This window comes from Halanaerobium kushneri (assembly GCF_900156285.1).
In the GTDB taxonomy this organism is placed as follows: Bacteria; Bacillota; Halanaerobiia; order Halanaerobiales; family Halanaerobiaceae; genus Halanaerobium; species Halanaerobium kushneri.
Map to the genome: position 1 here is coordinate 17,338 of NZ_FTNC01000015.1, position 13,887 is coordinate 31,224.

General features: G+C 32.1%; 16 protein-coding genes and 1 riboswitch. Of the genes, 15 read left to right on the top strand and 1 reads right to left on the bottom strand.

What is annotated here, in order from left to right; genetic code table 11:
• Window positions 1-34 precede the first annotated feature (34 nt).
• The gene (locus BW929_RS10235; protein WP_076545396.1) at window positions 35-1,114 is read left to right on the top strand and encodes an ADP-ribosylglycohydrolase family protein; all 1,080 of its coding nucleotides are present in this window, start codon (window positions 35-37) and stop codon (window positions 1,112-1,114) included.
• Between the two features lie 65 nt (window positions 1,115-1,179).
• On the opposite strand, the gene BW929_RS10240 is transcribed toward BW929_RS10235, so the two are convergent.
• Window positions 1,180-2,067 carry a LysR family transcriptional regulator gene (locus BW929_RS10240; RefSeq protein ID WP_076545397.1) on the bottom strand — a complete coding sequence of 296 codons (888 nt, stop codon included), beginning with the start codon at window positions 2,065-2,067 and terminating at the stop codon, window positions 1,180-1,182.
• A gap of 107 nt (window positions 2,068-2,174) precedes the next feature.
• Here BW929_RS10240 and BW929_RS10245 point away from each other — a divergent pair, with 107 nt between their 5' ends.
• From BW929_RS10245 to BW929_RS10305, 14 genes are all read left to right on the top strand, one after another.
• Complete coding sequence (locus BW929_RS10245; protein WP_076545398.1) at window positions 2,175-3,194, top strand: YeiH family protein; 1,020 nt, start codon at window positions 2,175-2,177, stop codon at window positions 3,192-3,194.
• Window positions 3,195-3,292: 98 nt separating this feature from the next.
• Window positions 3,293-3,418 carry a hypothetical protein gene (locus BW929_RS15545; protein ID WP_268762634.1) on the top strand — a complete coding sequence of 42 codons (126 nt, stop codon included), beginning with the start codon at window positions 3,293-3,295 and terminating at the stop codon, window positions 3,416-3,418.
• 383 nt (window positions 3,419-3,801) lie between these two features.
• Window positions 3,802-4,353, top strand: coding sequence for a DUF305 domain-containing protein (locus BW929_RS10250; protein WP_076545399.1), 552 nt, complete (start codon window positions 3,802-3,804; stop codon window positions 4,351-4,353).
• A gap of 79 nt (window positions 4,354-4,432) precedes the next feature.
• Window positions 4,433-4,714 (top strand): SHOCT domain-containing protein, encoded by a 282-nt coding sequence (locus BW929_RS10255; protein ID WP_200805234.1) that lies wholly within the window; start codon window positions 4,433-4,435, stop codon window positions 4,712-4,714.
• A gap of 42 nt (window positions 4,715-4,756) precedes the next feature.
• On the top strand, window positions 4,757-5,143 hold the full coding sequence (locus tag BW929_RS10260; RefSeq protein WP_076545401.1) for a DUF302 domain-containing protein: 387 nt from the start codon (window positions 4,757-4,759) through the stop codon (window positions 5,141-5,143).
• 80 nt (window positions 5,144-5,223) lie between these two features.
• A riboswitch (SAM riboswitch) is annotated at window positions 5,224-5,325 on the top strand.
• Window positions 5,326-5,571: 246 nt separating this feature from the next.
• Window positions 5,572-6,387, top strand: coding sequence for a MetQ/NlpA family ABC transporter substrate-binding protein (locus BW929_RS10265; RefSeq protein ID WP_076545402.1), 816 nt, complete (start codon window positions 5,572-5,574; stop codon window positions 6,385-6,387).
• 67 nt (window positions 6,388-6,454) lie between these two features.
• The gene (locus tag BW929_RS10270) at window positions 6,455-7,627 is read left to right on the top strand and encodes a pyridoxal phosphate-dependent aminotransferase (RefSeq protein ID WP_076545403.1); all 1,173 of its coding nucleotides are present in this window, start codon (window positions 6,455-6,457) and stop codon (window positions 7,625-7,627) included.
• Between the two features lie 35 nt (window positions 7,628-7,662).
• On the top strand, window positions 7,663-8,763 hold the full coding sequence (locus BW929_RS10275) for an iron-containing alcohol dehydrogenase family protein (protein ID WP_076545404.1): 1,101 nt from the start codon (window positions 7,663-7,665) through the stop codon (window positions 8,761-8,763).
• A gap of 155 nt (window positions 8,764-8,918) precedes the next feature.
• Complete coding sequence (locus BW929_RS10280; RefSeq protein ID WP_076545405.1) at window positions 8,919-9,638, top strand: HD family phosphohydrolase; 720 nt, start codon at window positions 8,919-8,921, stop codon at window positions 9,636-9,638.
• An 84-nt stretch (window positions 9,639-9,722) separates the two neighbouring features.
• The gene (locus tag BW929_RS10285) at window positions 9,723-10,835 is read left to right on the top strand and encodes a methylated-DNA--[protein]-cysteine S-methyltransferase (protein ID WP_076545406.1); all 1,113 of its coding nucleotides are present in this window, start codon (window positions 9,723-9,725) and stop codon (window positions 10,833-10,835) included.
• 316 nt (window positions 10,836-11,151) lie between these two features.
• On the top strand, window positions 11,152-12,060 hold the full coding sequence (locus tag BW929_RS10290; protein ID WP_076545407.1) for a cation diffusion facilitator family transporter: 909 nt from the start codon (window positions 11,152-11,154) through the stop codon (window positions 12,058-12,060).
• 23 nt (window positions 12,061-12,083) lie between these two features.
• On the top strand, window positions 12,084-12,650 hold the full coding sequence (locus tag BW929_RS10295; protein WP_159437157.1) for a flavodoxin family protein: 567 nt from the start codon (window positions 12,084-12,086) through the stop codon (window positions 12,648-12,650).
• 5 nt (window positions 12,651-12,655) lie between these two features.
• Complete coding sequence (locus BW929_RS10300; protein ID WP_076545408.1) at window positions 12,656-12,952, top strand: YciI family protein; 297 nt, start codon at window positions 12,656-12,658, stop codon at window positions 12,950-12,952.
• Window positions 12,953-13,106: 154 nt separating this feature from the next.
• Complete coding sequence (locus BW929_RS10305; RefSeq protein ID WP_076545409.1) at window positions 13,107-13,829, top strand: class I SAM-dependent methyltransferase; 723 nt, start codon at window positions 13,107-13,109, stop codon at window positions 13,827-13,829.
• Window positions 13,830-13,887: the final 58 nt, after the last annotated feature.

A 13,887-nucleotide genomic window follows, 5' to 3' on the forward strand; every position in this document is an offset into this window, starting at 1 on the left:
ATTCTGGCTAATTTAAAAGGGGGAGGCTGTAATTATGGTTACTAAGCAAGAAAGGGCAAAAGGTGCTTTAATGGGTGCTTTTATTGGAGAAGCTCTTGGTGTTGGACCCCACTGGTATTATGACCTGAGAGAGATGCGTAAAGAATATGGTGAGTGGATTGATGATTATACTGAGCCTAAGTCGGATAGATATCATGGTGGCCTTGAGGCTGGAGAAATATCTCAGGCTGGGATTTTACTGAAAATGATGGCTGAGCATTTAATTGAAAATGAGGGGTATGATCAGGCTGCTTTCTGTAAAATGATGGACAACGATTTTTTGCCAAAAATCTCCGGGAAGGCGATGGCTGGCCCGGGAGGATATACGAGCCAGTCAATGAGGCATCTCTGGCGGACACGAGTTAAAAAAGGACTACCCTGGGATCAGGTTGCCGGTAATGCTGATACAACTGAGGCCATTGAAAGAAATATTGCTATGGCAATTTTCTATGCTGATGATCTTGAGGCTTTGAGCCTTAATATAACTGATAATACGGCTTTAACTCAAGCAGATAATTTAATTGGTTCTTTAACTGTGGCTTATAGCTCAGTTCTGGCTCTATTGGTTCAGGGAGAAAAGCTTGATCCAGAAATTTCAGCAAAACTTATGCAGGCTGTGGATGAAGGAAAATTACCTTTTCACAAAGTAACTTCTGATAATTTAAATCCACCAGCTAGAGATAATATGGTTAAAGAATCTGACCTCTATGGTGAGGGGATGTTTGCCTCCCCGGATGCACTGCTTTCACCATCTTATATGGCACGAGCAGTTGAAGACCCAGAGATAGTTATTGAGCCGGCCTGGAAAGCTTCAATTGTTTATGGCATGCCCTGTGCAATTTATCATATGCTGCCTGCTGTTTACTATCTATCTGCCAGATTTAAAGATGATTTTGAAGCGGGAGTGCTGAATGCCCTCAATGGAGGTGGCCAGAACCAGGTTAGAACAATGTTAACTGGAGCCTTAATCGGAGCTCAAGTTGGTTTTTCCAGAATCCCAGAAAGATTTATTGAGGGACTGCAGCAGAAAACTGCATTACTTTCTTTAAGTGATAGAATGGTAGAACATTTATAAGATTTAAAAATCAAATATAACTTAAAGAAACTGCTCTGTTTATTCAATATTTCAGAGCAGTTTTGCTATATTCTTCTTAAATGATTAAATAAATCAAAGTATTTATGATATTGATCTTCAAAAACACTATTTTTTAAATAAACAAAATTGAATTCTCTTTCAATATTAAAATTACTAATTTGTAAATTAGAGATTATATTTTGTTTTAATTCTTTTTTAGCTGCTGTCTGATACATAAATGATATTCCCTTATTATGTGTAACCAGCTCTTTGATTGCATTTAAATTACCAATCTCTATTGTGCTGCTAAAACTATCTGTACTTAAATTATTTGTGTAAAGAATTTGTTCTAAAATTTCGCGCGTACCGGAACCATTTTCTCTTAAAATCAAGCGAGCATCTAAGAGATTTTCGAGTTTAAATTTCCTCTTTGTGTATTTTGAATCTGGAGAGCAGATACCAATAAACTTTTCATTACTAAAAAGCCTATAACCAAATTTTGACTTATCAAAAAACCCTTCCAGAATTGCAAAATTAATTTCTCCATCTTTTAATTTATGGATTAGATTTTCTGTGTTTTCAACCAGCATATCAAAATTAAGTTCGGGATAATTTTGCATTACTCTATTTAATATTTCAGGCATTACAAATTCGCCAATTGAAAGGGTTGCACCAAATTTGATATTTTTTATTCTTGAATTAGCTTTAATGTCTTTTTCTATTTTTTTGCTATCTGCAATCATTCTTTCTGTATACTTATATAGTTTTTTGCCGGCTTCAGTAACTTCTAAACTTTTACCGTTATAATTAAATAACTTGACTCCATAATTTTGTTCTAAATATTTAATATGTTGAGTTACAGTTGGTTGTGTAATATGTAATTTTTTTGCTGTCTGAGTATAGTTTTTTATTCTACATAAATGCCAAAAAGTTTGATGTCTAAAATTTATCATTTTATCTCACCTATAATTTTAATTTATTGATTTATAAAATTTTATAATTTTATTTTATTGGTTTTGTGTTATAAAATCAAGTGTGAAATCAATAAGGGGGAGATATAATGAAAAATATTACAGATTACATAGCAGGAATTATCCTTACAATTTTATTAGCTTTATCTGCTAAAGCGGTAAGTACTTACATACCAATGCATTTGATTAGTGGCAGTGTTTTTGCATTAATTTTAGGTATGTTATTAAATCCGATTATTAAAGAAATCCCTATTTTTAATTCTGGGATCAAATTTGTTTCAAAGAAGATTCTAAAAACGGCAATTGTATTAATGGGGCTTACTTTAAGTTTTTCTCAGGTTTTATCAGTTGGAGGTTATTCTCTGATAGTAATGACCTTTACTCTGCTGACAGCTTTTGGGGGAGGTTATGTTTTTGGCCGTTTATTTAATATGAACTGGAAGCTCTCTAGTTTAATTTCTGCTGGAACCGGTGTTTGCGGAGGCTCTGCAATAGCTGCAGTTGCTCCAACAATTGAAGCAGATAATAGTGATATTGCCTATGCAATTTCAGCAACTTTTATTTTTGATATTATGATGGTTATTCTTTTTCCAATAGCTGGAAAATATTTTGGTATGAGTGATCTGGGTTTTGGACTCTGGGCGGGAACAGCAGTTAATGATACTTCATCAGTAGTGGCAGCAGCTTATACATTTTCTGATGCTGCAGGTGCTTTTGCAGTTATTGTAAAATTAACACGAACTTTATCAATAGTGCCCATAGTAATGATTTTTTCGATTATTAATGCTCGTAAAAATAAAAAACTTGGAATAAAATCAGATTATCAGGATGAAAATGTAAGTGTAAAAAATATCTTTCCATATTTTATTTTACTATTTTTATTAATGGTGGGTATTAAAAGCACGGGTTTTATTTCGGCTGAGCTAAGCAGTAATATTGCTTCAATATCTAAATTTATGATGGTTATGGCATTAGGTGCCATTGGACTAACTACCAATTTTAGAGAAGTATCTGCTTCCGGTGTTAAACCATTATTTCATGGTTTTATAGTTTCTTCTCTGGTTGTAGTTGTTTCATTTACAGTGCAGTTATTTATTGGTCAGCTGTAATTATTTCATATTAAAAATGTATATGGTAAAATAATTTAAGGGAAATAATAAGCAAATGGGAAATATAAGATTTAAGGCATTCGAAGTAAGTGAAGTTAATGAAGAATTTACAGATTACCGGTTATGATTTAGGAATGAATACTGATGGGGGTGTTGGTAGTTTTGTTTGTGCTATTTTATCAAAATCTGGCTATAATGTTACAGCAGCTACTGGCAAAAAATAGCTTCAGACTGGAAATTAGATTAAATAGATAGTTTTTCACCCCAGATATTTTTAGAAGATTTAAAAGACCAGATTGATAAAATGCTGGCTGGGGAATCAAAAGGAAGAATTATTGTGAAATTATAAATTTAGTTAAATAAATATTTATTTTAGAAAGAGTAGTTGCTGCTGCAGTTGCTCTTTTTTTAATCAAAAATTATTTAAATTAATTCATATTTTATTCATATTTATTTTCTATAATAAATATTGAAGAAAGTTACTCTGGGTAGCACAGTTTAATATTTAACAATTGCGATATTATTGTTGACAGAGATAAACCTGAGTGTTATACTATGTTTAAGATACATTACAGGGGTATCCAGGGGTTAAAAGGAGGAATTCAGAATGAATAAAAGATTAGTATTATTCTTAACTATATTTTTAATCTTTGGCGCGGTATCCATTGTTTTTGCTCAACCGGGATTTGGTCCGGGAGCAATGATGGGACCAGGAATGATGGAATCAATTGACAGTGAGTATGATTTTTTGGTTAAGATGATACCACATCATGAAGAAGCAGTCTCTAAAGCAAAGATTTTGAGATATAATACAAATAGGGAAGAGATGAGGAAGTTTGCTAGAGATATTATAAAGGTACAAACTCAAGAGATTAAAGAAATGAAAAAATATCTGGCTGAGTGGTATCCAGATAGAACAAATAATTACCAGTATCAGCCGATGATGGGAGATTATAAAGGACTTAGTGGGGAAGAATTAGATTATGTATTTTTACAGGATATGATTTTTCATCATATGGGAGCAGTTATGATGTCCCAGCAATTAATTGTGCAGGATCTGGCTGAACATCGCTCAGTATATTTACTTGCCAGAAGTATTAGAGACAGTCAGCGACAGGAAATTTTTATGATGCAAGACTGGCTTAATCAGTGGTATTAAAGAGATATAGATATAAGTCAATTTATTATAGAAGAATTTATTAGTTTTATATTAAAATAATAAAGCAGGAGGGGTAATGATGATGGGATTTGGCCCTGGAATGATGGGTGGAGGTTTTTCATTTATTTTTTGGATTGTAATTATTGGTGTTGTTTATTATTTCTTTAAAGAATATAATAGAAATAATAATAGAAGGAATGGGAATTCTGACTATAGTCGGCATAGAGATTTTGAAAATAGAAAAGAGATTGAATCCAGAAGAAATGAAGATAGAGCAGAACAAATAGCCAGAGAGCGCTATGCAAAAGGTGAAATCACTAAGGAAGAGTTAAAAGAAATTATTGATAACTTAAATAATTAAGAGATAAATAAATGATTATCTAAAATTTAAAGGAGGAAAATTATGAGTAAATATGGAATTCAAAAAAGTGTAGAATTATCTTATCAGGATACTGTTGATAAAGTAAAAAATGAGTTAAAAACTGAAGGTTTTGGGGTTCTTGCTGAAATAGACATGAAAAAAACATTTAAAGATAAGCTGGAAAAAGATATGAATAATTATGTTATTCTTGAAGCCTGTAATCCGGCTTTTGCTTTTGAAGGTATTGAAGAAGAGCCTGAACTTGGTCTGCTGCTTCCCTGTAATGTTATAGTTTTTGAAGATGATGAGAAAGTTAATGTAGCAGCGATTGATCCTGTAAAAGCACTGGGAATGTCAGAAAATGAAAAAGTAAATGAGATTGCCGAGGAAATAAATTCAAGGCTGGAAAGAGTTATAGAAAGTGTTTGAAAATTTGACAAAACTTAAGTTAAGTGATATTCTCTATAATTAAATAATATTAGTATATTAGATTAATAAAAAAATAAATATTTTCATCAAGAGTGGCGGAGGGACTGGCCCTTTGAAACCCGGCAACCTACCTATAAGGTAAGGTGCTAAATCCTGCATTTCAAAGAAATGATAGATGAGAGGAATATCAAAGCCCTCTCACGAGGGTTTATTTTTTTACCACTTTTGCAGTTTTATTTATGTAGAAGTGGTTTTTTTATATCCAGAAATAAAGGTAGAGTAATTTTTGTGGATAAAATTAAGAAGAAAGTTAATAATTTATGATGGAGGTGATAAGCTAAATTATTTATAAGTAAAGAAATGCTTAGCAGTTGAGAGATAGAGAAAAAAATTTATAATATTTAAAAAAGTAGAGGAGAATTTAAATAATGAAAAAAACAATCAAATCAATTTTAATTAGTAGTGGAGTATTTTTAGTAGTGGCTTTATACTTGATTTTAGCGGTAAATACTGTAATGGCAGCAGACCCAGTTCTAAAAGTTGGTGCAACTGCTGGTCCTTTTGCTCAGATTTTAGAAGCAGTAAAACCTGTTTTGGCAGAAGATGGAGTGGAATTGGATATTGTAGAGTTTAGTGATTATGTAACTCCAAATATAGCACTTGAAGATGGAAGTTTAGATGCAAATACATTTCAACACATTCCCTACTTTGAACGCTTTAAATCTGATCGTAATTTAGATCTAATTTCAGTGGCAAAAACAATTATAATACCAATTGCGATTTACTCTGATAAATATGAATCACTAAATGAATTACCTGCTGGTTCTACTATAGCAATTCCCAATGATCCGACAAATGGAGGAAGAGCCCTTCTGTTATTTGAAAAAGTAGGGCTAATTAAATTAGATGAGTCAGCTGGGATATCAGCTTCTGTTCTTGATATAACCTCTAATCCTAAAGACCTCAAATTTCACGAAGTAGAGGCTGCTCAAACAGCGAGAGTTATACCTGATGTAGCTGCAGCAGCTGTAAATTCGAATTATGCACTGGAGCTGGGAATGAATCCCAGAGAAGATTCTATCTATATAGAGGATGAAAATTCTCCTTATGTATGTATTGTAGCAGTAAGACCCGAAGACAAGAATGATCCATTAATCAAGAAATTTATAGATGCCTATCATTCTGAAACAGTAAGAAACTTCATTAATGAGGAGTTCAATGGATCTGTAATACCTGCATTTTAAGTTTGAATCAAATAAAGGAAAATCAGATTATTAACTCAGGAGCAAATAGAATAAAGGAGTTGCAATTATGCCAGAATTAAATAAAAAAATAAATAATTTCAGTGATTCAGTAATAAGAAGAATGACCCGTATAGCCAATAAATATGACGCCATAAACTTATCCCAGGGCTTTCCTGATTTTGACCCCCCAGTTGAATTAAAAGAATCATTAAGAGAGGTAGCTGCAGGAAGTATGCATCAGTATGCAGTTACCTGGGGAGCACCTAATTTTAGGAAAGCTCTGGCAGAAAAACAGTCTAAGTTTATGGACTTAGAAATTGACCCGGAAAAAGAGGTAGTTGTAACCTGTGGTAGTACAGAAGCAATGATGGTGGCAATGATGACAGTCTGCAGTCCTGGAGATAAAGTGGTCGTTTTTTCTCCTTTCTATGAAAATTATGCTGCCGATGCTATCCTCTCAGGGGCAGAACCTATTTATGTAAACCTAAGGCCACCTGAGTTCAATTTTGACTCAAAAGAACTAGAACAGGCTTTAAAAGCAGGCGCTAAAGCCCTGATTTTATGTAATCCATCCAATCCAAGTGGAAAGGTATTTAGTCGTAAAGAATTGGAGATAATTTCAGAACTGGTAGAAAAATATGATGCTTTCGTGATCACAGATGAGGTATATGAACACATTGTTTATCCACCTCATCAGCATACATATTTTGCTTCACTTCCAGGAATGTTTAAAAGAACTATTTCCTGCAGCTCACTATCAAAGACATATTCAATAACCGGCTGGAGACTTGGTTATTTAATAGCTCCAGAGGAGATAATCGATGGTGCCAGACAGATCCATGATTTTTTAACCGTTGGAGCAGCTGCTCCTCTTCAGGAAGCAGCTGTCACTGCCCTTAACTTTGATGATAAGTATTATCAGGAATTGGAGCAGAGATATAAAGAGAAAAGAGACTTTTTTCTGAAAGGTTTAGATGAGATTGGATTAAAATATACTGAACCTCAGGGTGCTTACTATATTTTGGTTGATATCAGTGAGTTTAACTTTGATAGTGATCTGGAATTTTGTGAGTGGATGATTAAAGAAATTGGGGTTGCAGCAGTACCCGGATCCAGTTTCTTTAAAGAAGATGTTCAGCATTTAATCCGATTTCATTTTGCTAAAACAGAAGCTACCCTAGAAAAAGCATTAAGCAGACTGGAAAAATTACCTGAAAAAGTAAGACAGAGAAATATATAATTAAATCTTAAAAGAAAAGGAAGTGTTTTAAAGATATGCATTTAGTAATGGGATCTCCAAATAGATATATGCAGGAAAAAAATATTTTATTAGATGCCGGCCGGCATATTTCTCCCCTGGGAAATAAAGCTTTACTTGTGGGAGATGATACTACCTTAGAAGTGGTCAGAGAAAAACTCCATAAGAGTTTAAAAGAAAGTGAAATTAAATTTAGAGAAGAAGTTTTTGGTGGAGAAGTAACGAAAATGGAAGCTCAAAGAATTGCTGATTTACTTAAAAAAGAAAATTTTGATTTGATTGTAGGTATTGGTGGAGGTAAGGCTATTGATACAGCAAAAGCAGCGGCAGCTTATGCTGATCGCAAACTAATTACAATTCCTACTATTGCTTCAAACTGTGCTGCCTGGACTCCATTATCTGTTTTTTATGATGAGAATGGAACTTTTGATGAATATATTATTTTTCAATACAGTCCGACTTTGGTACTTGTAGATACAGTAATTATTGCTGAGTCTCCAATTGATTATTTTAAAGCTGGAATTGCAGATACAGTAGTTAAATTTTATGAAGCCAGAGCCTCTGCCTCAAATAAAGAAAAAAATTCTCCAACAAGAACAGCTTTAAAGATTGCTGAAGAGTGCAAGGATATTTTGTTTGAATTTGGTGTCAGGGCAGCAGAGGACCTTGAGGCCAGAAAAGCTACTAAAGCAGTAGAAAAAACTGTTGATAGTATTATTGCCCTGGGGGGAATGGTAGGAGGAATCGGTAGTGATAACTGCAGGATTGCTGCAGCCCATGCTGTTCATAATGGACTAACAGTTCTTCCGGGAACCCATGACTTTTTACACGGGGAAAAAGTAGCCTTTGGTAATCTGGTTCAGCTGGAACTGGAAAATAGGAGCACTGAGTTTGATGAACTTATCTTTTTACTTAATAAAATTGACCAGCCAATAACTCTTGCTCAACTTGGTATAGATAATGTAAAGGAAAGTGATCTGGCAAAAGTAGCTGCCAAAAGCTGCAGTCCAGAAGAATCTATTCATAACCTTCCTTTTAAAGTAACTGAAGCAGATGTTTTAAAGGCTATTAAAAATGTTGATTTAAAAGCCAGAAAATACCTGAGTCAAATAAAATAAATTTCCTTTTAAATATAACAGCCTTCCTGGTCTTAATTATAGAGTTTGATAAATATTCTTTTAATTTGCTTGTTTTATTACAGTCGAAATGTTAAAATTTGATAGACAAGAAAAATAAAAAATTATTAAATTTTAAGATACAGGAAGGTGCAAAAATGAAGGATAAATTTATCAGTGATTTAAAAAAGACCGGGAAAAAGGGTATAGAAGAACTACTAATATTTTTGGAGGAGATAGATTTTTACAAAAAACCTGCCAGTATCAGGCATCATCTTAATGTTAGTGGTGGGTTATTAGAACACACAGAAAATGTAAAAAGAGAATATTTAAAATTAAATGAAGAGATAGATGCGGGAATCCCCCGGGAAAATATAATTATACAAGCTTCACTCCATGATTTAGAAAAATGTTTTGCCTATACTTCAGAGATGCAGCATACAATTACTCCAGGTCAAAATAACTTTTTGAGAAGTCTGGTTAGAGACAATATGGATATGTATAACACTTATGGACTTGATAAATATGTAGAAAATAAGGAGTTTATTATTTCTAAAGAGTATGCCAGTGATTTAATTAAATGGTTTAAGGACGGCAGAAATGTTGCCCCACCAGAGGTGAGAAGTGACTGGGATTATAATGAAAATAATCTTCCCTTAAATCACTCAATGCGGGCAATTCTCGAGTCATCTAAATTTATTGATTTAGAAGAAAGAGATGTGCTTGCTATTACTTACCATATGGGACCATATGGCCCTTTTGATGAGCGTAAAAGAAGCAGGGCTGAAGAACTCTATCCTGACGTAAGACTTCTTCATCTGGCTGATTCTATTGCAACTAAAAAAGAGGATATTACCGAAGACTTAAACGGGAAATAAATAATTTGTATTAAAAATTAAAAACTAGATTACTAATTATAGCTATCAATTTTTATAGTCCTTGTAATTGAGGTGTTTTTAATAATGAAAAAGAGAATAGAAATATCCCAGGAAGAGATTGATTATCTTAAAGCTAAGGACCAGCGTATGTCAGATTTAATTGAATATGTTGGCGAAATTAATAGACAGTACAATCCTGATTATTTTACTGCTTTAACTCAGAGTATTGTCTATCAACAGCTTTCTGCCCAGGCTGCTGATTCTATCTGGAAAAAAGTAACTGATCTTCTTCCTGAATTAACTCCGGAGGCTGTTGCTTCTGTCTCAAATAAAGAGCTTAAAGAATCTGGACTTTCTGAAAGGAAAATTGATTATCTTAATAATCTGGCAGAGGCTGTTCTGGAAGATAAAGTTCAGCTGGCAAATATTGATCAGCTGTCAGACCAGGAAATTATTGATCAATTAGTAGAAGTTAAAGGGATTGGCCGCTGGACTGCAGAGATGTTTTTAATCTTTTCTTTAGTTAGAAGAGATGTAATTAGTTATAATGATTTAGGCATCAGGAAGGGAATTCAGTGGTTTTATGGTTTGAAATCTGAACCAGATGAAAAGGATTTTAAAAAATTTAAAAGTACATTTTCTCCCTATAATACGGCAGCTTCTTTTTATATCTGGGAGGTAACTACTCAGAATTTAGATCAAGATTTTAAGAGTGCAGCAGAACTAAAAACTGATAATAAAGTAGCTTATTATGATTCTCCTATTGGATTAATAGAAATTCAGGCTGATAAAGGTGAACTAATAAGTCTTCATTTTAAAGATAAAAAGCCTTATCAGCAGGATATGACAGCTGTTTTATTAGAGACCAAAAAGCAGCTGGATCAATATTTTGCAGGAGCAAGAAAAAAGTTTGAACTTCCACTTAAAATTGAAGGCACTGATTTTCAAAAAAGAGTCTGGAAACAGTTAATAGAGATTCCTTATGGAGATACTTTTTCTTATAAGGAAGTGGCAGAAGCAATATCAAATGATAAAGCATATAGAGCAGTTGGGAATGCTAATAATAGAAATAGTATTCCACTTATTATCCCCTGTCACCGGGTAACTGCAAGTAATGGTAAGTTAGGTGGCTATGGAGCAGGAATTTGGCGAAAGAAATGGCTGCTTAAACATGAAAAAGAAAATTTATATTTTTAATGATGAAACTGATATTTTCTACTTTTAAAAGTAGAAAATATCAGTTTTTTACTTTATTAGAAGAAAAAAATTAAAAAGTTGTATATTTAATTATTTTTTTATTTTATTTTGATATTTTGTATTAAAGTAATTAATCTCAAGTATGGAAACATAATATAATAATATTAAAAATAATAAAGGAAAAACATTTATTTTATTGAATCTTATATTAGTAATATTTTATTTAGAGAAACTTTATAAACTGAGTAAAGTAAAATTATAAAGTGAGAAAAGTCTTAATTAAATGCTTACTGGCAAAAATTGTGGGTGAAGTGAAATGGATATATTATTAGAAGATATCCGTGCTAAAAATGCAAATAAAATTACCTGGATTGGATTTTTTGTAAATCTTATTTTAACAGTAATTAAATTAATTGCAGGAATATTAGGGAATAGCACTGCAATGATTGCTGATGCCATTCATTCTCTATCAGATTTCACAACGGATATAGTTGTTTTAATCAGTTTTAGAATAGTTAGAAAACCACCTGATAAAGACCATAATTATGGTCATGGGAAATTTGAAACTCTTGCAACAATAATTATTGGTATCGCATTATTTATTGTTGGATTAGGAATTTTATATTCTAGTATAAAAAATATTTATTTAGTAATTATATTAAAAAATAATCTAGAATCACCTGGGATTATTGCAGTAATTACAGCATTATTATCAATGATAACAAAAGAGCTATTATTTAGATTTACATTAAAAATAGGTCAGGAGATAAAGAGCTCTGCAGTAATTGCAAATGCATGGCATCACAGATCTGATGCATTTTCTTCTATTGGAACTTTTCTAGGTATAGGAGGAGCAATTTTATTAGGAGATAATTGGGAAATATTAGATCCGATTGCAGCAATAATTGTTAGTATATTTATCATGAAAACCGCTTATGACATTTCAATAGGTAGTATCAAAGAATTACTCGAAGAATCCCTTGATGTTATCACTAATAAAGAAATATTAGAAATTATAGAAAATGTTGATAAAGTTAGATCACCACATGAACTAAAAACAAGAAAAGTTGGAAATAAAATCATAATTGATATTCATATAAATGTTGAAAATACTTTAAATATTATTGAGGCTCATAAAATTAATGATGAAATCGAAAGAAAAATTAAAGCAGTATATGGTAATGATACTATTATAAATATTCATACTGAACCTGAAGATGATTAAATATGATAATATGGGGGGATATAATGAAAGCAATAATTATTAGTGGGTCCCCAAGAAAAAAGGGAAACACAGAAGCAGTACTGTCTTTGTTTGAAAATAAATTAAAAAATCATGGCATTTCTACAAAAATGATTAGTTTGTCAGATAAGGATATAAATCATTGTTTGCATTGTGACAAATGTATAGGTATAAATAGCTGTACTCAAAATGATGACTTTAATAATATATATAAATTAGTTTTACAAAATAAGGGATTAATTATTGGAAGTCCAGTTTATGTAGGTGCTCCTACCTCATTAATATTGGCTCTGCTGCAAAGAATGACATATGTTTCGTTTAATAATAATCAAACATTGTCAAAAAAAATTGGAGGACCAATTGCAATAGCTGGGGAAACGGGGCACCTTACTGCAATAAATTGTTTAGTTGATTTTTATTTAGTTAATGAAATGATAATACCAAGTTCGAATTATTGGAATATAGGTACTGTAGTTAACGCGAGAGATGTATTAAAAGAGGAAAATGGATTATCATATCTAAAAAGATTTGCGAAAAATTTTGCTTGGTTAATTAGAAAAATAGAGGAGTGAATTTAGTGAAAAATGTTGATAGGTTATTTGTGAGAATAGATTATACAAATAATAATAAAGATTTTGGGAATAATGATTTTGATGATCATATAGATTACCTGACGAAAATTTCGGCAGAAAGATTTTTTATTGGTGGAGGGTTTGAAAATAAGAAAGGCGGGATGATAATTTTTAAAGCTAGAAATTTAAAAGAGGCAAAGAAAATAGCCAAAAATGATCCTTTAATAAAAAGAGGATTATATACTTATGAGATATATGAATGGAATTTAGTTTTAATATCTGAGGAATCAGGCAAGCTTTAGTAATCGGTTAACAGAAAGTGCAGATGGAAATCCTTAAAAAATGCCCTGACAGAAATAAATACTTCTGATAAAATCACGATTATTAATCAGCTTAAGTAAGATTATAATGCGGCAGAACTATGCCGAATTTTTAATTTAAAGGGAGGGATTACTTTTGAGTAATAAAAAAATAATAAATACAGAAATTATAAACTCCAGAGATGGTGTCTTCGATATGTTAGATATTTTGATGGAGGAAAGAGAAAGTGAATTTTGGGATAAATTTTATTCAGATCGAGAAAAAGAAATACCTTTTTTTAAGAATAAAGTAGATGAAAACTTAGTTGATTATATTAAAAATGACTATTTAAAACCTGGGAGAACGCTTGAAATTGGTTGTGGCCCGGGAAGAAATGCAATTTATTTGGCAAAAAATAATTTTGCTGTTGAGGCTATAGATTACTCGGAAGTTTCTATTGAATGGGCAGAGGATAGAGCAGAAGCAGCAGATGTGTCAGTAGATTTTCAATGTCTGTCATTTTTTGATTATGATACAGCAGAAGAAACGTTTGATTTTATATATGATTCAGGAGTTTTACATCATATAAAACCACACAGAAGGTTTGAATATTTGAGAAAAATATGGAAACTGCTTAAACCTAATTCTTATTTTGCTTTAGTTTGCTTTAACCTTAAGGGTGGTGCTAACATATCAGATTATGATGTTTACCGTAATTATTCAATGAAGGGTGGGTTAGGTTTTAGTGAATATAAGTTGAAAAAAGTTTTAAGCCCTTTTTTTGATATTATTGAATTTAGAGAAATGAAAAAGATGGAAACAGATCTGTTTGGTGAAGAATTCTTGTGGACTGCTTTAATGAAAAAAAGTCGTACCTAACTTTGATGAACAAATAATCTTGGTTTAACTTAAAGACAGTAACGATGTTGTTGCTTGT